At 73.3% G+C, this 20,081-nt stretch carries 3 protein-coding genes; all 3 read right to left on the bottom strand.

The features are described from left to right. Nucleotides 1-57: 57 nt before the first annotated feature. Nucleotides 58-954, bottom strand: coding sequence for a proline iminopeptidase-family hydrolase (locus ACTWQO_RS40170; RefSeq protein WP_443242313.1), 897 nt, complete (start codon nt 952-954; stop codon nt 58-60). A gap of 12 nt (nt 955-966) precedes the next feature. Next, nucleotides 967-6,996, bottom strand: a complete 6,030-nt coding sequence (locus tag ACTWQO_RS40165; protein ID WP_443242343.1) for an SDR family NAD(P)-dependent oxidoreductase — start codon at nt 6,994-6,996, stop codon at nt 967-969. Nucleotides 6,997-7,040: 44 nt separating this feature from the next. Beyond that, a partial coding sequence (locus ACTWQO_RS40160; RefSeq protein ID WP_443242312.1) for an SDR family NAD(P)-dependent oxidoreductase occupies nt 7,041-20,081 on the bottom strand: 13,041 nt, incomplete at its 5' end.

The raw sequence follows: 20,081 nt of genomic DNA, 5'->3' as shown, positions 1-20,081 counted from the left end.
TCAAGAACCCCTATCGGCCCCTTAGAGGCACCTGCCGGAAATCCGCCGCCGGCTTGACTAGATTCCCTTGAGATATCCGGTCAGCACCTCGTGGAAGGCCTCCGGCTCCTCCAGATGCGGCAGGTGGCTCGACTCCTCGAAGATCACCCAGCGGGCGTCGGGGATCAGGTCCTGGTACGGCTGGACGGTCTTCGGGGTGGCCTCGTCGTACCGGCCGGACAGGATCAGCGTGGGCACCGCGATGTCGGGCAGGCAGTCCTCCACGCCCCAGTCGCGCAGGCTGCCGATCACATGGAACTCGGTCGGCCCGTTCATGGCGTAGTACACCGTCGGGTCGTTGTAGACCTCGTAGAACGAGGCCTGGTACTCGCGGGGCCAGGGCTTGAGCCGGCAGACGTGTTTCTCGTAGAACGGCGTCATCGCCTCGTAGTACTCCTCGCTGTCCGTCGTCCCGGCGGCCTCGTGGCGCAGCAGCGTCTCGTTGACGCCGGGCGGCAGCTGGGAGCGCAGCACCGCCATCTCCGCCAGCCACAGCGGGTAGGAGGCGGGCGAGTTGGCGATGACGAGGCCGCGCAGACCGGCGGGCCGGGCCGCGGCGTGCTGCGAGACGAGCAGCCCGCCCCAGGACTGCCCGTACAGCACGTAGCTGTCCTTGATGCCCAGGCACGTCAGCAGGTTGTCCAGCTCGGCGAGGAAGAGGTCGACGGTCCAGAAGTCCGCGCCGCGGCCCGGCAGATGGGTGGATCCGCCGTTGCCGAGCTGGTCGTAGTGGACGACGGGCCAGCCGCTCTCGGCGAGCCGGGCCAGCGGCAGCAGGTAGTCGTGGGTGGAGCCGGGCCCGCCGTGCACGACGACCACGGGCGGCAGCCCGGACGCGAGGTCTCCGGTGATGCGGTACCAGGTCTTGTACTCCCCGAAGGGAACGGTTCCCTTGGCACTCGGGGCCAACGCCATGTCCCTCACCTCTCAGCCAGTTCTGGGCACTCTTGCGACCGTAGGCGGGGCGGGACCGCGCGCACCGCCCCTAACGCACCCCTGAGATCCACTCCTCCACGGTCCGGGCGGTGTGCTGCGCGTCCTCCTCGACGATGGTGAAGTGAGTGGCGGGCACCGGCCGGTAGGTGTGCTCCGTGTGCCAGGGCCGGGCCTGCCATCCGTCGCCGGCGGCCGCCCCCGCGGGGTCGTCGCCGTCGGACAGGAAGGTGCGGTCGGCGCCGACGAACAGCACGGGCGCGGCGACCGGGCCCAGCGGGAACTGCGGCAGCAGGTCGAAGTAGGCCCGCATCGCGGACAGCTCCCGCTGGGCCCGGTGGTGTCGAAGAGCCCGAACTGGTCGTCGCGGTCGACCAGGGCGGCCGACATCTGCTCGAACACCTTGGCCTGCATTCCGCCGCCCGCCTCCTGGGTGACCCGGTAGGTGTCCACCAGGACCACGCCGGCCGCCGGGGCGGCGAACTCCGACTCCAGCCGGGCCGCCGTGCCGTAGGCGAGGATCCCGCCGGAGGAGTAGCCGAACAGGACGAACGGCTCGCCCTCGGCCGCGTCCAGCACGGCCCGGGCCAGCGCCGAGGTCAGCACGTCGACGGAGCCCGGCAGCTGCTCGCCGCGCGTGAAGCCGGGCGACGGCAGCGTGGCCACGTACCGGACGTCCCTGAAGTGCGCGGCCAGCCGGGCGTGCTGGTGCACTCCCCCGGTCGCCATGGGCGTGCTCAGGCAGATCAGCCGCGGCCGGGCGGGCCCGTCGGCCAGCTTCACCGGCCGCAGCGGGGCGGCCAGTTCCTCGTACGACTCGAAGGTGGGCCGCAGGTCGGCGACCGCGCGCAGCAGGTTGAACGCCTTGGTGGTCTGCCCGGCGAGGACGGTGTTGCGGAACAGGCCGCTGACCGTGTCCTCGGCCGCGGCGCCATGGCCGTCGGTGCGGGCGGCGGGCCCGTCGTCCCCGGCGGCGAGAACGGCCTCGGCCAGCCGGCCCGCCAAGCCCGACGGGGTCTTGCTGTCGAACACCGCCATGGGCGGCAGGTCCAGGCCGGTGGCCGTGTTCAGTCTGCCGCGCAGCTCCATGGCGCTGAGCGAGTCGACGCCGGCCTCCAGGAAGTCCTTCTCCGGGTCGATGGCGTCGGTGCTGCTGTGCCCGAGCACGGCGGCCGCGGTCTCCATCACCAGCTCCAGCAGCGCCCGCTCCCGCTCGTCCGCTTCGAGCCCCGCCAGCTTCCTGCGCAGGGCGCCCGAATCGGCCTTGGCACCGGTGGTGCGGCGGGTGGTGGTGCGGACCAGGCCCCGGAACAGGGGCGGCAGGCCGGCTCCGGCCGCACGCAGCGCCTTCAGATCCAGCTTGATCGGGACGAGGGCGGGGGCGGCGAGGGTGCCCGCGGTGTCGAACAGGGCCAGGCCCTGTTCGGGGGTGAACGCGTGGACGCCGGTGCTGTTCATGCGGTCGATGTCGGCCTGGCTCAGTTCACCGGCCATGCCGCCCGCCCACAGGCCCCAGGCCAGGGACTGCGCGGGCAGGCCGTTCGCCGTGCGATGCGCGGCCAGGGCGTCCAGGAACGTGTTGGCCGCCGCATAGTTGCCCTGGCCCGGGTTACCGAACACACCCGCCGCCGAGGAGAACAGCACGAACGCGGTGAGCTTCTTGTCCGCCGTCAGCTCATGCAGGTTCAGCGCCGCGTCCACCTTCGGACGCAACACCGTGTCCAGACGCTCCGGGGTGAGGGAGGAGATCACGCCGTCGTCCAGGACGCCGGCCACATGCACGACGGCGGACAGGTCGTCCACGTCGTCCAGCAGCGCGGCCAGCGCCTCCCGGTCGGCCGCGTCGCAGGCGCCCACCGACACCTCGGCACCCAGAGCGGTCAGGTCCGCGACCAGTTCCGGCATGCCGGGGGCCTGCTCGCCGCGACGGCTCGTCAGCAGCAGGCGCCGCACACCGCGTTCGGTGACCAGGTGCCGGGCGAACAACCCGCCCAGGGTGCCCGTGGCGCCGGTCACCAGCACCGTGCCCTGGCTCGTGAACTGCGGCTGCGTCTCGGGGGAGGCAGGCGCCGGGGTGCGGGCCAGGCGGGCGCCGTAGGCCACACCCTCGCGTACGACGATCTGCGGTTCGCCCGAGGCCAGCGCCGCGCCGATGGCCTGCTCACTGTCGTCGTCGGTGTCGACCAGGGTGAAGCGGTCCGGGTCCTCGGACTGGGCCGAGCGCACCAGACCCCACACGGCCGCACCGGCGAGATCGGTGACGTCCTCCCCCGGCAGCGCGACCGCACCCCGCGTGACGACCACCAACCGGCCCTCGGCGGACTGCAGTTCGGCCAGCATGCGATGGACGGCCGCGCGTACCGCGTCCGCGTCCGTGCCCGGCTCGCAGCGCAGCACGGTCACCTCGGCGGGCACCGAACCCGGCGCAGCGGGCAGCCGCGTCCACTCCAGCTGGAACAACGACTCGTGGAACGCCGAACCCGTCGATGCCGCCGCCAGCTGATCCGCCGAGATCTCCCGCAGCGCGAGCGAGCCGACCGAGGCCACCGGACGGCCCTCGCCGTCGGCGACCTGCAAGGCCACACCGTCGGTGCCGGCCGAAGACAGGCGCAGCCGGACCCGGGTGGCGCCCGAGGCGTGGAAGGACACGCCGGTCCACGCGAACGGCAGGCGGGCTGTACGGTCCTCCCCGCTCTCCCGCAGCCCGATGGCGTGCAGGCAGGCGTCCAGCAGCGCCGGATGCACCCCAAAACCGTCGACATCCGTGTCTGCGGGCAGGCTCACCTCGGCGAAGACGTCACCGTCGGCGGACCGCCAGGCGGCCGTGAGCCCCTGGAACACCGGCCCGTACTCCAGACCAGCCTCCGCCAGCCCCTCGTACAACCCCTCCACATCCACCTCGGACGCACCCCGCGGCGGCCACACCGACAGGTCGAAGGTGCCCGGGTCCGCGGCGGTGTTCTGGGCCAGTGCGCCGATCGCGTGGAGGGTCCACTGGACGTCGTCGGCGTCCTCGCCACGGGTGTACACGCGCACCGCGCGACGGCCACCGGACTCGTCCGGCTCGTCCACGACGACGTGCACGACGGCGCCGCCGTCCTCCGGCAGCACCAGCGGGGCCTGCAGGGTGAGTTCCTCGAGCCGGTCGCAGCCGACCCGGTCGCCCGCGGCGATCACGAGCTCGACCAGGCCGGTGCCGGGGAAGAGGACCGTGCCGCCCACCGCGTGATCGGCCAGCCAGGGCTGGGACGCCGTCGACAGCCGGCCCGTCAGCACCACCCCGTCCGTGTCGGCCAACGGCACCGCCGCGCCCAGCAGGGGATGACCCGCCGGATCCAGACCGGCCTCGGTGACGCCGCCCAGGTCGGCGGCGATCCAGGACTCGGCCAGGTAGTCCATGGTGTGGAACCAGTAGCGCTGGCGCTGGAAGGCGTACGTCGGCAGGTCGACGCGTTCGGCGCCGGTGCCGTCGTAGAACCGGGCCCAGTCCACCGTGCCGCCCCGGACAGCGATCCCGGCGACGGCGGAGACCAGCTCGGTCACCTCGGCGCGGTCGCGGCGCAGGGCCGGGATGAAGGCGGCGTCCTCGACGGTCTGCCGGCCCATTGCGGTCAGGACGGCGTCGGGGCCGAGTTCGAGGTAGGTGGTGGCGCCGGAGGCGTCGAGGGTGCGGACGGCGTCGGCGAAGCGGACGGCTTCGCGGACGTGGCTCACCCAGTAGTCGGGGTCGGCGAGGTCGGTTGCGGCGGCGAGCGTGCCGGTCAGCGTCGAGACGATGGGGACGGCCGGTTCGCCGTACGAAATCGAGGCGGCCACGGCGCGGAAGTCGTCGAGCATCGGTTCCATCAGCGGGGAGTGGAAGGCGTGCGAGACCTTCAGACGGGTCGTCTTGCGGCCCTCCGCCTCGAAGTGCGCCTTGATCCGCAGGACTTCGTCCTCGACGCCGGAGACGACGACGGCGGCGGGGCCGTTGACGGCGGCGATGCCCACGCCCTCGGCCAGCAGCGGACGTACCTCGTCCTCGGTGGCCTGGAGCGCGGCCATGGCGCCGCCCGCCGGCAGCGCCTGCATCAGCTTGCCGCGCGCGGCGACCAGCTTCGCGGCGTCCGCGAGGGACAGGACCCCGGCCACGTGCGCGGCGGCGAACTCGCCGATGGAGTGCCCGGCCAGATAGTCGGGCCTGATCCCCCACGACTCCACCAGCCGGAACAGGGCGACCTCGATGGCGAACAAGGCGGGCTGGGTGAACTCGGTGCGGTTCAGCGCCTCGCCGTCCTCGCCCCAAATGATGTCCCGCAGCGGCAGGCCGTCCAGCTCGGCCAGCACCGCATCGAAAGCCTCCGCGAACACCGGGAACGCCTCATACAACTCCCGCCCCATACCCAGCCGTTGCGCCCCCTGCCCGGTGAACAAGAACGCCGTACGTCCAACGCCCCGCACGCTCCCCCGCACCACACCCGCAGCCGCACGGCCCTCGGCCAGCGCCGCCAGGCCGGTCAGCAGCTCCTCGCGGTCCGCGCCCACCACTCCGGCCCGGAAGTCCAGGGCGGTGCGGGTGGCGGTGAGGGAGTACGCGGTGTCGAGGGGGCGGAGGTCGGGGTGGGATGCGAGGTGGGTCCTGAGGCGTTCGGCCTGGCCGTGCAGGGCTTGTTCCGTCTTGGCGGACAGGAGGAGCGGGACGACGGGGAGGGTGGCCTCGGTCGTGGGCGGCTCGGTTTCGGGCTCGGGGGCCTGTTCGATGATGACGTGGGCGTTGGTGCCGCTGATGCCGAAGGACGACACACCCGCGCGCCGCGGACGGCCGGTCTCCGGCCACGGCCGGGACTCGGTCAGCAGCCGGACGTGACCGGCTTCCCAGTCCACCTGGTGCGTCGGCTCGTCCACGTGCAGCGTCGGCGGCAGCACCCCGTGCCGGATCGCCTCGACCATCTTGATGATCCCCGAGACACCGGCGGCCGCCTGCGTGTGGCCCATGTTCGACTTGATGGAGCCCAGCCACAGGGGCTGGTCGGCGGGGCGTTCCTTGCCGTAGGTGGCCAGCAGCGCCTGCGCCTCGATCGGGTCGCCCAGCGTCGTGCCCGTGCCGTGCGCCTCCACCGCGTCGATGTGATCCGGCGCCAACTGCGCGCTGGCCAGCGCCTGGCGGATGACGCGGCGCTGCGAGGGGCCGTTGGGGGCGGTCAGGCCGTTGCTCGCGCCGTCCTGGTTGACGGCGATGCCCCGGACGATCGCGAGGACGGGGTGGTTGTTGGCGTGGGCGTCCGACAGGCGCTCGACGAGCAGCATGCCCGCGCCCTCGCCCCAGGCCGTGCCGTCCGCGGCCGCGGCGAAGGACTTGCAGCGGCCGCTGCGCGAGAGGCCGCGCTGCCGGCTGAACTCCACGAAGGTCTCCGGCGTCGCCATCACACAGACGCCGCCGACCAGCGCGAGGGTGCAGTCGCCCGAACGCAGCGCCTGGACCGCGGAGTTGAGCGCGACGAGGGAGGACGAGCACGCCGTGTCCATCGTCACCGACGGGCCTTCGAGGCCGAGTGCGTAGGAGACGCGGCCGGAGGCTATCGAGCCGGTGTTCGCGTTGGCGGCGTAGTCGTGGTACATCATCCCGGCGAAGACGCCGGTGGCCGACCCCTTCAGCGCGGTCGGGTCGATGCCGGCCCGCTCGATCGCCTCCCACGCGGTCTCCAGCAGCAGCCGCTGCTGCGGGTCCATGATCAGCGCCTCGTTCGGGGAGATGCCGAACAGGGAGGGGTCGAATGCGGCGGCGTCGTGCAGGAAGCCGCCCTCGCGCACATACGTCGTGTTGGGGCGCTGCCCCTCGGGGTCGAAGAGCTGGTCGGCGTCCCAGCCGCGGTCGGCGGGGAATTGCGTCACCGCGTCCACGCCGTCGGCGACCAGCCGCCACAGGTCCTCCGGCGTCTCCACGCCGCCGGGATAGCGGCAGCTCATGCCGATGATGGCGATGGGTTCGCGGAGTGTGGCGGTGAGCTTCTTGTTCTGTGCGCGCAGCCGCTCGGTCTCTTTCAGCGCCGACCGGAGCGCGTCGACGAGTTTCTTCTGGTCAGAGCCGGTCATGACAGTTCTCCCGCTTCCCCGCCGCCGAGCGCCAGGCTGATGAGGCTTTCCGCGTCCATGTCGTCGATCGAGCCCTCCCAGGCCTCTTCGGCCTCGTCGGGTTCGGTCCGCGTGTCGCTGATTCCGCCGAGTTCGAGCAGGGCGTCGAGCAGACCCGCGTCCCGCAGCCTGCTGAGCGGGATCGACTGCAGGACCGCACGGATCTCCCCCTCGCCCGAAGCCACACCATGGCCGTCGCCGCCCGAGTCCGGGACGAGCTCCGCTCGGATGTGGTCCGCCAGCGCCCTGGCGTTCGGATAGTCGAAGACGAGCGTGGGCGGCAGGCGCAGTCCGCTGACGCTGTTGAGCAGGTTGCGGAACTCCACCGCGCTGAGCGAGTCGAAGCCCAGCTCGCTGAAGGCCCGGTCCGCGTCGATCGCGTCGGCGCCCGCGTGCCCGAGGATCGCCGCGGCGTGCCCGCGGACCGTCTGCAGCAGCAGGGCCTCCTGCTCCTCCGCCGGGAGGCCGGCGAGCCGCTGCCTGAGCACCGCGGCCGAGGCCCCGCCGCCCGCACCGGCGGTGCGGCGGGTGGTGGTGCGGACCAGGCCCCGGAACAGGGGCGGCAGGCCGGCTCCGGCCGCACGCAGCGCCTTCAGATCCAGCTTGATCGGGACCAGCGCGGGGGCTTCCAGGGTGCCCGCCGTGTCGAACAGGGCCAGGCCCTGTTCGGGGGTGAACGCGTGCACGCCGGTGCTGTTCATCCGGTCGATGTCCGCCTGGCCCAGCTCACCGGCCATACCGCCCGCCCACAGACCCCACGCCAGGGACTGCGCGGGCAGACCGTTCGCCCTGCGGTGCGCCGCCAGCGCGTCCAGGAACGCGTTGGCCGCCGCGTAGTTGCCCTGCCCCGGGTTACCGAACACACCCGCCGCCGAGGAGAACAGCACGAACGCGGTGAGCTTCTTGTCCGCCGTCAGCTCATGCAGGTTCAGCGCCGCGTCCACCTTCGGACGCAACACCGTGTCCAGACGCTCCGGGGTGAGGGAGGAGATCACGCCGTCGTCCAGGACGCCGGCCACATGCACGACGGCGGACAGGTCGTCCACGCCGTCCAGCAGCGCGGCCAGCGCCTCCCGGTCGGCCGCGTCACAGGCGCCCACCGACACCTCGGCACCCAGACCGGCCAGCTCCGCGACCAGTTCCGGCATCCCCGGGGCCTGCTCGCCCCGACGGCTCGTCAACAGCAGGCGCCGCACACCGCGTTCGGTGACCAAGTGCCGGGCGAACAGGCCGCCCAGGGTGCCCGTGGCACCGGTCACCAGCACCGTGCCCTCGCCGCCGAAGAGCGACGTCGGCTCGGATTCGGTGGGCTCCACCGGTGTACGGGCCAGGCGGGCGCCGTAAGCGGCCCCGCCGCGCACCACGACCTGCGGTTCGCCCGAGGCCAGCGCCAGGGCCAACGCGTCCGTGGTGTCCCCGTCGGTGTCGACCAGCACGAACCGGTCCGCATCCTCGGACTGGGCCGAGCGGACCAGGCCCCACACCGCCGCACCGGCGAGATCGGTGACGTCCTCCCCCGGCAGCGCGACCGCACCCCGCGTGACGATCGCCAACCGGCCCTCGGCGGACTGCAGTTCGGCCAGCATGCGATGGACGGCCGCGCGTACCGCGTCCGCGTCCGTGCCCGGCTCGCAGCGCAGCACGGTCACCTCGGCGGGCACCGAACCCGACGCAGCGGGCAGCCGCGTCCACTCCAGCTGGAACAGCGACTCGTGGAACGCCGACCCCGTCGAAGCCGCCGCCAGCTGATCCGCCGAGATCTCCCGCAGCGCGAGCGACCCCACCGACGCCACCGGACGACCCTCACCGTCCGCGACGGTCAGCGAGACCGCCTCCTCCCCCGCCGCGGTGAGCTTCAGCCGCACCCGGGTGGCGCCCGAGGCGTGGAAGGAGACGCCGGTCCACGCGAACGGCAGCCGCGCCGACCGCTCGTCCCCGCTCTCCCGCAGCCCGATGGCGTGCAGGCAGGCGTCCAGCAGCGCCGGATGCACCCCAAAGCCGTCGACATCCGTGTCCTCGGGCAGGCACACCTCGGCGAACACGTCGTCACCCGAGCGCCAGGCGGCCGTCAGCCCCTGGAACACCGGCCCGTACTCCAGACCAGCCTCCGCCAGCCCCTCGTACAACCCCTCCACATCCACCTCGGACGCACCCCGCGGCGGCCACACCGACAGGTCGGCCGACGGCTGGTCGGTGACCGGGGCGAGGAGTCCGACGGCGTGGCGCAGCCAGGGCTCGTCGGCGTCCTCGGTGCGCGAGTGGACGCTCACCGGCCGGGCCCCCGAGTCCGAGGGTGCCCCGACGGACACCTGGACCTGGACGCCGCCCTGTTCGGGCAGCACCAGCGGTGCCTCCAGCGTCAGTTCGTCCAGCGCCGCGCAGCCGACCTCGTCGCCGGCGCGGATCGCCAGCTCGACCAGGCCGGTGCCGGGGAAGAGGACCGTGCCGCCCACCGCGTGATCGGCCAGCCAGGGCTGGGACGCCGTCGACAGCCGGCCCGTCAGCACCACCCCGTCCGTGTCGGCCAACGGCACCGCCGCGCCCAGCAGGGCGTGTCCGGAGGAGCCGATGCCCATCGAGGAGAGCGCCGAGCCCGTCTCGGGTGTGCTCTCCAGCCAGTACGTGCTGCGCTGGAAGGCGTACGTGGGCAGGCCGTCGACCGGGAGGGCGCCGGTACCGGCGTAGAAGGCGGCCCAGTCGGGCGCGATCCCGGCGGCATACAGACGGCCCATGGTGCCGATGACGGACGCGGTTTCGGCGCGGTCCTTGCGGAGCGCGGCGGCCAAGACCGCCGTCTCCGACTCGACCGACTGCTGCGCCATCGCGGTGAGCACCCCGTCCGGGCCGAGTTCGACGAACGTGCCGGCCCCGGCCGACTCCAACACCCGTACGGCGTCGGCGAACCGGACCGCTTCGCGGACGTGGCGGACCCAGTACTCCGGGTCACCCAGCTCATCACCGCTGGCAAGCGTGCCGGTGAGGGTGGAGATGATCGGGATGGTCGGTTCGCCGTAGGACAGCTCCTGCGCCACGGCGCGGAAGTCGTCGAGCATCGGTTCCATCAGCGGGGAGTGGAAGGCGTGGGAGACCTTCAGGCGGGTGGTCTTGCGGCCCTCCGCCTCGAAGTGCGCCTTGATGCGCAGGACTTCGTCCTCGACGCCGGAGACGACGACAGCGGTGGGGCCGTTGACGGCGGCGATGCCCACGCCCTCGGCCAGCAGCGGACGTACCTCGTCTTCGGTGGCTTGTACGGCGGCCATGGCGCCGCCCGCCGGCAGGGCCTGCATCAGACGGCCACGCGCCACCACGAGCTTCGCGGCATCCGCCAGAGTCAAGACTCCGGCCACGTGTGCGGCGGCGAACTCGCCGATCGAGTGCCCGGCCAGATAGTCGGGCCTGATCCCCCACGACTCCACCAGCCGGAACAACGCCACCTCGATCGCGAACAGGGCGGGCTGCGTGAACTCGGTACGGTTCAGCCGCTCGGCGTCCTCGCCCCACATCACCTCCCGCAGCGGCAGGCCGTCCAGCTCGGCCAGCACCGCATCGAAAGCCTCCGCGAACACCGGGAACGCCTCATACAACTCCCGCCCCATACCCAGCCGTTGCGCCCCCTGGCCGGTGAACAGGAACGCCGTACGTCCAACGCCCCGCACGCTCCCCCGCATCACACCCGCAGCCGCACGGCCCTCGGCCAGCGCCGCCAGCCCCGCGAGCAGTTCCTCGCGGTCCGCGCCCACCACAGCCGCCCGGAAGTCCAGGGCGGTACGCCGGGTGGCGAGGGAGTAGCCGATGTCGAGGGGGCTCAGGTCAGGAGCGTTCTCCACGTACGTCCGCAGGCGCTCGGCCTGGTCGCGGAGTGCCTCGGGGGTCTTGCCGGAGAGCGGCCAGAGGACCGCGCCGGGAGCCGGCGCGGTGGCCGGATCCTGCGGTTCGGCGGCCGTCTGGGTTTCGGGGGCCTGTTCGATGATGACGTGGGCGTTGGTGCCGCTGATGCCGAAGGACGACACACCCGCGCGCCGCGGACGCCCGGTCTCCGGCCACGGCCGGGACTCGGTCAGCAGCCGGACGTGACCGGCTTCCCAGTCCACCTGGTGCGTCGGCTCGTCCACGTGCAGCGTCGGCGGCAGCACCCCGTGCCGGATCGCCTCGACCATCTTGATGATCCCCGAGACACCCGCCGCCGCCTGCGTGTGGCCCATGTTCGACTTGATCGAGCCCAGCCACAGGGGCTGGTCGGCGGGGCGTTCCTTGCCGTAGGTGGCCAGCAGCGCCTGCGCCTCGATCGGGTCGCCCAGCGTCGTGCCCGTGCCGTGCGCCTCCACCGCGTCGATGTGATCCGGCGCCAACTGCGCGCTGGCCAGCGCCTGGCGGATGACGCGGCGCTGCGAGGGGCCGTTCGGGGCGGTCAGGCCGTTGCTCGCGCCGTCCTGGTTGACGGCCGAGCCGCGCACCACAGCGAGGACCGGGTGGCCCTTGGCGCGGGCATCCGACAGGCGCTCCAGCAGAAGCATGCCGACGCCCTCACCCCACGCCGTGCCGTCCGTGGAGTCAGCGAACGACTTGCAGCGGCCGTCGGGGGCAAGCCCGCGCTGGCGGCTGAACTCCACGAACGCCTCCGGCGTCGCCATCACCGCCACACCACCGGCCAGCGCCAGCGAGCACTCCCCCGACCGCAGCGCCTGCGCCGCCAGATGCAACGCCACCAACGACGACGAGCACGCCGTGTCGACGGTCACCGAGGGGCCTTCGAGGCCGAAGACGTAGGACACCCGGCCCGAGGCCACGGAGCCGGTGTTCGTGTTGTCCTGGTAGTCGTGGTACATCATCCCGGCGAAGACGCCGGTGGCCGACCCCTTCAGGTTCGCCGGGTCGATGCCGGCCCGCTCGATCGCCTCCCACGACGTTTCCAGCAGCAGCCGCTGCTGCGGGTCGATGGCCAGCGCCTCGTTGGGGCTGATCCCGAAGAAGTCGGGGTCGAAGTCGCCCGCGTCGTGCAGGAAGCCGCCGTGCTTGACGTAACTGGTGTTCGGGCGCTCGGAGTTGGGGTCGTAGAGCTCATCGATGTTCCAGCCCCGGTTGACCGGGAACTCCGACACCGCGTCGACGCCGTCGGCTACCAGCCGCCACAGGTCCTCCGGTGTCTCCACCCCGCCCGGGTAGCGGCAGCTCATGCCGACGATCACGATCGGGTCGCCGTCGGCCGCGGCCAGGGTCGGTGCCGTGGCGGCGCCTTCGTCGGACGTGCCCGTGATCTCCTGGGTGAGGTGCCGGGCGAGTACGGCCGGGGTCGGGTAGTCGAAGACGAGGGTGGCGGGCAGCCGCCTGCCGACCATCTCGCCAAGGCCGTTGCGGAACTCGACCGCGCTGAGCGAGTCGAAGCCCAGCTCGCTGAAGGCCTGTTCGGGGTCGATCGCCTCCGGTCCGGCGTGCCCGAGGGTCGCCGCGGCGGTGGCACGGACCAGGCCGAGCAGCTCCGCCTCCTGCGCCTCGGGGGCCAGTCCGGCCAGCCGCCGGGTCAGGTCCGAGGCCGCTGGGCCGGCCGCCGCACCGCTGACCGTCCTGCGGGCCGGGCGGCGCACCAGGCTGCGGAAGAGCTCGGGCAGCTCACCGGGGCCGGCGCCGAGTGCCTTGACGTCCAGTTTGATCGGCATCAGGGCGGGCGCGGCGAGGGTGCCCGCGGTGTCGAACAGGGCCAGGCCCTGTTCGGGGGTGAACGCGTGCACGCCGGTGCTGTTCATGCGGTCGATGTCGGCCTGGCCCAGCTCACCGGCCATACCGCCCGCCCACAGACCCCACGCCAGGGACTGCGCGGGCAGACCGTTCGCCGTGCGATGCGCGGCCAGGGCGTCCAGGAACGCGTTGGCCGCCGCGTAGTTGCCCTGGCCCGGGTTGCCCAGGGTTCCGGCCGCCGAGGAGAACAGCACGAAGGCGGTGAGCTTCTGGCCGGCGGTCAGCTCGTGCAGGTTCAGCGCCGCGTCCACCTTCGGGCGCATGACGGTGTCGAGGCGCTCGGGGGTGAGGGAGGCGATCACGCCGTCGTCGATGACGCCGGCCACATGCACGACGGCGGACAGGTCGTCCACGCCGTCCAGCAACGCGGCCAGCGCCTCCCGGTCGGCCGCGTCACACGCACCGACGGACACCTCAGCACCCAACGCCGTCAGGTCCGCGACCAGTTCCGGCATCCCCGGGGCCTGCTCGCCGCGACGGCTCGTCAACAGCAGGCGCCGCACACCGCGTTCGGCCACCAGGTGCCGGGCGAACAGGCCGCCCAGCGTGCCCGTGGCACCGGTCACCAGCACCGTGCCCTGGCCGCCGAAGACCGAGCCGGGCCCGGCGTCCGACACCGGCGTGCGCACGAGGCGGGCGCCGTAGGCCACACCCTCGCGTACGACGATCTGCGGTTCGCCCGAGGCCAGCGCCGCGCCGATGGCCTGCTCACTGTCGTCGTCGGTGTCGATCAGGGTGAAGCGGTCCGGGTCCTCGGACTGGGCCGAGCGCACCAGACCCCACACCGCCGCACCGGCGAGATCGGTGACGTCCTCCCCCGGCAGCGCGACCGCACCCCGGGTGACGACCACCAACCGGCCGGAGGTGGACTGGAGTTCGGCCAGCGCGCGGTGGACGGCCGCCCGCACCGCGTCCGCGTCCGTGCCCGGCTCACTGCGCAGCAGCACCGCGTCACCGGGCAGCGCGCCCGGCGCCGCGGGCAGCCGCGTCCACTCCAGCTGGAACAGCGACTCGTGGAACGCCGGCCCCGTCGATGCCGCCGCCAGCTGATCCGCCGAGATCTCCCGCAGCGCGAGCGAGCCGACCGAGGCCACCGGACGGCCCTGCTCGTCGGCCACGTCCAGCGCGACCCCCTCGTGAGCGGTACGGGCGACGCGCACCCGGACCCGAGCGGCGCCCGTGGCGTACAGCGAGACACCGCTCCACGCGAACGGCAGCCGCGCCGACTCGGCGCCGCCCTCCAGCAGCCCGGTCGCGTGCAGGCAGGCGTCCAGCAGCGCCGGATGCACCCCAAAACCGTCGACATCCGTGTCTGCGGGCAGGCTCACCTCGGCGAAGACGTCACCGTCGGCGGACCGCCAGGCTGCCGTGAGCCCCTGGAACACCGGCCCGTACTCCAGACCGGCCTCGGCCAGGGCGTCGTACAGGCCCGTCAGGTCGACGGCCTCGGCACCGGGCGGCGGCCACTGCGCGAGGTCGAAGGAGGCGCCGGGCGTACCGGGGGCGAGCACACCGGTGGCGTGGCGCGTCCAGGACTGCTCCTCGTCGTCGGTGCGGGTGTACACGCTCACCGAGCGCGCACCGTCGTCGCCGGCCGCGCCGACCACCACCTGTACGGCGGCGCCGCCGCGCTCCGGCAGCACCAGCGGCACCTCCAGCGTCAGTTCCTCCAGCCGGTCGCAGCCCACCTGGTCACCGGCGGCGATCGCCAGCTCGACCAGGCCGGTGCCGGGGAAGAGGACCGTGCCGCCCACCGCGTGATCGGCCAGCCAGGGCTGGGACGCCGTCGACAGCCTGCCCGTGAAGACCACACCGTCGGTGTCGGGTGACGCCACCACCGCGCCCAGCAGCGGGTGCGCCGCCCGGTCGAGTCCCGCGGAGGTCACACCGCCGGTGTCCGCGCCCGCCCAGGCGTCGGCCCAGTACTCCAGCGCGTCGAGCCAGTAGCGCTGGCGCTGGAAGGCGTACGTCGGCAGGTCGACGCGTTCGGCGCCGGTGCCGTCGTAGAACCGGGCCCAGTCCACCGCGCCGCCCCGGACAGCGATCCCGGCGACGGCGGAGACCAGCTCGGTCACCTCGGCACGGTCGCGGCGCAGGGAGGGGATGAAGGCGGCGTCCTCGACCGACTGCCGGCCCATCGCGGTGAGCACCGCGTCGGGGCCGAGCTCCAGGAACCGGGTCACGCCCTGCGACTCCAACACCTTTACGGCGTCGGCGAAGCGGACGGCGTCGCGGACGTGGCTCACCCAGTAGTCGGGGTCGCCGAGGTCGGTCGCGGTGGCCGTCTCGCCGGTCAGCGTGGAGACGATGGGGACGGACGGTTCGCCGTACGAAACCGAGGCGGCCACGTCGCGGAAGTCCGCCAGCATCGGTTCCATCAGCGGGGAGTGGAAGGCGTGGGAGACCTTCAGACGGGTGCTCTTGCGGCCCTCCGCCTCGAAGTGCGCCTTGATCCGCAGGACTTCGTCCTCGACGCCGGACACGACGACGGCGGTGGGGCCGTTGACGGCGGCGATACCGACGCCGTCGGCCAGGAGCGGTCGTACTTCTTCTTCGGTGGCTTGTACGGCGGCCATGGCGCCGCCCGCCGGGAGGGCCTGCATCAGACGGCCGCGCGCGGCGACCAGCTTGGCGGCGTCGGCGAGGGACAGGACTCCGGCCACGTGGGCGGCGGCGAACTCGCCGATGGAGTGCCCGGCCAGATAGTCGGGCCTGATGCCCCACGACTCCACCAGCCGGAACAGCGCCACCTCGACCGCGAACAGCGCGGGCTGCGTGAACTCCGTACGGTTCAGCGCCTCCGCGTCCTCGCCCCAGATGATGTCCCGCAGCGGCAGGCCGTCCAGCTCGGCCAGCACGGCGTCGAAAGCCTCGGCGAACACCGGGAAGGCGTCGTACAACTCCCGGCCCATACCGATCCGCTGCGCCCCCTGCCCGGTGAACAGGAACGCCGTACGCCCAACGCCCCGCACACTCCCCCGCACCACACCCGCAGCCGCACGGCCCTCCACGAAGGCGGCCAGCCCCGCGAGCAGTTCCTCGCGGTCCGTGCCCACCACCGCGAGGCGGCGGTCCATGGCCGATCGGTCGGTGGCGAGGGAGTAGCCGATGTCGAGGGGGCGCAGGTGGGGGTTGTTCTCCAGGTGGGCGCGCAGGCGTTCGGCCTGGCCGCGCAGGGCGTCGTCCGTCTTGGCGGACAGCAGCCACGGGAGGACGGGGAGGGTGTCGTCGGTCGCGGGCGGTTCGGCGGCCGTCTGGGTCTGGGGGGCCTGTTCGATGATGACGTGGGCGTTGGTGCCGCTGATGCCGAACGAGGAGACACCCGCGCGGCGCGGGCGGCCCGTCTCCGGCCACGGCCGGGACTCGGTCAGCAGCCGGACATGGCCCTCGGACCAGTCCACCTGGTGCGTCGGCTCGTCGACGTGCAGGGTCGGCGGCAGCACCCCGTGCCGGATCGCCTCGACCATCTTGATGATCCCCGAGACACCGGCGGCCGCCTGGGTGTGGCCCATGTTCGACTTGATGGAGCCCAGCCACAGCGGCCGGTCCTCGCCGCGGCCCTGACCGTAGGTGGCCAGCAGCGCCTGGGCCTCGATCGGGTCGCCCAGTGTCGTGCCCGTGCCGTGTGCCTCGACCGCGTCGATGTCGTGGGTGGTCAGGCCGGCCGAGGCCAGGGCCTGGCGGATGACGCGGCGCTGCGAGGGGCCGTTGGGGGCGGTGAGGCCGTTGCTGGCGCCGTCCTGGTTGAGGGCGGAGCCGCGGACGACGGCGAGGACGGGGTGGTTGTTGGCGCGGGCGTCGGACAGGCGTTCCAGCAGGAGCATGCCGACGCCCTCGCCCCAGGCCGTGCCGTCGGTGGAGTCGGCGAACGACTTGCAGCGGCCGTCGGGGGCAAGCCCGCGCTGGCGGCTGAACTCCACGAACGCCTCCGGCGTGGCCATCACCGCCACGCCACCGGCCAGCGCCAGCGAGCACTCCCCCGACCGCAGCGCCTGTGCCGCCAGATGCAATGCCACCAGCGATGACGAGCACGCCGTGTCGATGGTGACGGCGGGGCCTTCGAGGCCGAGGACGTAGGAGACGCGGCCGGAGGCGATGGCGCCGGTGCCGCTGTTGGCGGCGTAGTCGTGGTACATCATCCCGGCGAAGACGCCGGTGGCGGAGCCCTTGAGGTTGGCCGGGTCGATGCCGGCCCGCTCGATGGCCTCCCATGACGTTTCCAGCAGGAGCCGCTGCTGCGGGTCCATGCCGAGGGCTTCGTTCGGGGAGATGCCGAAGAAGCCGGGGTCGAAGTCGGCGGCGTCGTGCAGGAAGCCGCCGTGCTTGACGTAACTGGTGTTGGGGCGCTCGGAGTTGGGGTCGTAGAGCTCGTCGATGTTCCAGCCCCGGTTGGCCGGGAACTCCGAGACGGCGTCGACGCCGTCGGCGACCAGCCGCCACAGGTCCTCGGGTGTCTCCACGCCGCCCGGGTAGCGGCAGCTCATGCCGACGATCACGATCGGGTCGTCGTCGGTGGCGACGGCTGTCGGAAGGGGCGCCGGGCCGTCGGTCTGCTGGTCCGAGAGCTCCTCCAGGAGGTAGCGGGCCAGGTCGACCGGGTTGGGGTAGTCGAAGACGAGGGTGGCGGGCAGGCGCAGCCCGGTGTCGTCGTTGAGGCCGTTGCGGAGGTCGACCGCGGCCAGGGAGTCGACGCCGAGTTCCCGGAAGGCGCGCTCCGGCTCGATCGCGCGGGCGTCCGCGAAGCCGAGGACCAGGGCGGCCCGGTTGAGGACCACGTCGAGCAGCGCCGTGTGCCGCTCGTCCGCCGGCAGTGCGGCCAGCCGCTGCGCGAGCGCGCCGGTCTCGGCCTTGGGGGCGTCGGCGCTGCGGCGGCGCCGTGCGGCGGTGGGGATGAGTGTGCGGAACAGGGCGGGCAGCTGTTCGCCCTGGGACCGCAGCGCGGCCAGGTCGAACTTGGCGGGGACGAGGGTGGGTTCGGCGCAGCGCTGGGCGGCGTCGAAGAGTGCGGTGCCCTCCTCGGGGGCGAGGGGGTGGATGCCGCCCTGGGAGATGCGGTCGCGGTCGCTCTCGTCGAGGGTTCCGGCCATGCCGCCGGCCCACAGGCCCCAGGCGAGGGACTGGGCGGGCAGGCCGTTGGCCTTGCGGTGGGCGGCGAGAGCGTCGAGGAAGGCGTTGGCGGCCGCGTAGTTGCCCTGCCCGGGGGCGCCCAGGGTTCCGGATCCGGAGGAGAACAGGACGAAGGCGGTGAGGTTCTGGCCGGCGGTCAGCTCGTGCAGGTTCAGGGCCGCGTCGACCTTGGGGCGCATGACGGTGTCGAGGCGCTCGGGGGTGAGGGAGGCGATCACGCCGTCGTCGATGACGCCGGCCACGTGCACGACGGCGGACAGGTCGTCCACGCCGTCCAGCAACGCGGCCAGCGCCTCCCGGTCGGCCGCGTCGCAGGCGCCGACGGAGACCTCGGCACCCAGAGCGGTCAGGTCCGCGACCAGTTCCGGCATGCCGGGGGCGTCCTCGCCGCGACGGCTGGTCAGCAGCAGGCGGCGCACGCCGTGTTCGGTGACCAGGTGGCGGGCGAAGAGCCGGCCCAGGGTGCCCGTGGCGCCGGTGACAAGCACCGTGCCGTCGCCGTCGAAGGCGGCGTCCGGCTCGGTGTCCGGGACCGGTGTGCGGGTCAGCCGGGCGGCGTGGGTCACGCCGCCGCGCACGACGGCCTGCGGTTCACCCGAGGCCAGGGCCAGGGCCGCCGCGTCCGTGGTGTCCCCGTCGGTGTCGACCAGCACGAACCGGTCCGGGTCCTCGGACTGGGCCGAGCGGACCAGGCCCCACACCGCCGCACCGGCGAGATCCGTGACGTCCTCGCCCGGCAGGGCGACCGCGCCCCGCGTCACGATCACCAACCGGCCGGAGGTGGACTGGAGTTCGGCCAGGACGGCGGCCGTCGCCGCCCGCACCGCCGCGGCGTCCGAGCCGGGTGTGCCGGTGAACACGGCGGCCTCCGGTCGCTCGCCGGACGCGACGGCCGGCACGGGGACCCACTCCACGCGGAACAGCGCGTCGTGAAAACCGGCCCGGGCGGCCGCCAGCTGTTCCTCGGAGATGGGCCGCAGCACCAGCGACTCGACGGTCGCCACCGGACGTCCGCCGGCGTCGGCGACGGCCAGGGCGACGCCCGACCCGGTCGGCGTCAGCCGCACCCGTACGGAGGCGGCCCCCGCCGCGTGCAGGGTCACCCCCGACCAGGCGAACGGCAGCGCGGCCTGGCCGCCGGTGACCCCGGTGAAGCTCACGGCGTGCAGGGCGGCGTCCAGAACGGCCGGGTGCAGGCCGAGCCGCTCGGCGTCCTTGTGGCCCTGCTCGGGCAGCGCGACCTCCGCGTACACCGTGTCGCCGGACCGCCAGGCCGCCTTGAGTCCCTGGAACACCGGCCCGTACTGGAGGCCGAGCCCGGTCAGGTCCGGGTAGAGGCCGGCCACGTCGAGGGGTTCGGCGCCGGCGGGCGGCCACTGGGCCAGGTCGAAGCGGCCCGGGTCCGCGCCGGTCGCCAGCACACCGGCGGCGTGCCGGGTCCACGGCTCGTCCGGGGACGGGCGGGAGTGCACGGTCAGCGAGCGGGTGCCGGAGCTGTCGGCCGCCCCCACGGCGACCTGGACCTGGACCGCTCCCCGCGCGGGCAGCACCAGCGGCGCCTCCAGCGTGAGTTCCTCCAGGACGTCGCAGCCCACCTGGTCGCCGGCGCGCACGGCGAGTTCGACGAAGCCGGTGCCGGGGAAGAGGACCGTGCCGCCCACCACATGGTCGGCGAGCCACGGCTGGGCGGCCGTCGACAGCCGCCCGGTGAGCACCACCCCGTCCGTGTCGGCCAGCGTCACGGCGGCACCGAGCAGCGGGTGGTCCGCCGCGTCGAGGCCGGCGGAGGCGACATCGCCCGCACCGTTCTCGGGAGTGATCCAGTAGTGCTCACGCTGGAAGGCGTACGTCGGCAGATCGACCCGCCGGGCACCGCGCCCGGCGAACACGGCGTCCCAGTCCACGTCCGCGCCCCGGACATGAAGCTGCCCGGCGGCCGTGAGCAGGGCGGCGGCCTCGGCACGCTCCCGCCGCAGGGAGGGGATGAAGGCGGCGTCCTCGGCGGTCTGCCGGCCCATCGCGGTGAGCACCGCGTCGGGGCCGAGCTCCAGGAACCGGGTCACGCCCTGCGACTCCAACACCTTTACGGCGTCGGCGAAGCGGACGGCGTCGCGGACGTGGCTCACCCAGTAGTCGGG

The sequence above is a fragment of the Streptomyces sp. 4N124 genome (assembly GCF_052245395.1).
Taxonomy (GTDB): Bacteria; Actinomycetota; Actinomycetes; order Streptomycetales; family Streptomycetaceae; genus Streptomyces.
The sequence above is the reverse complement of the archived record's forward strand: the minus strand, read 5'-3'. Positions and strand labels throughout refer to the sequence as shown.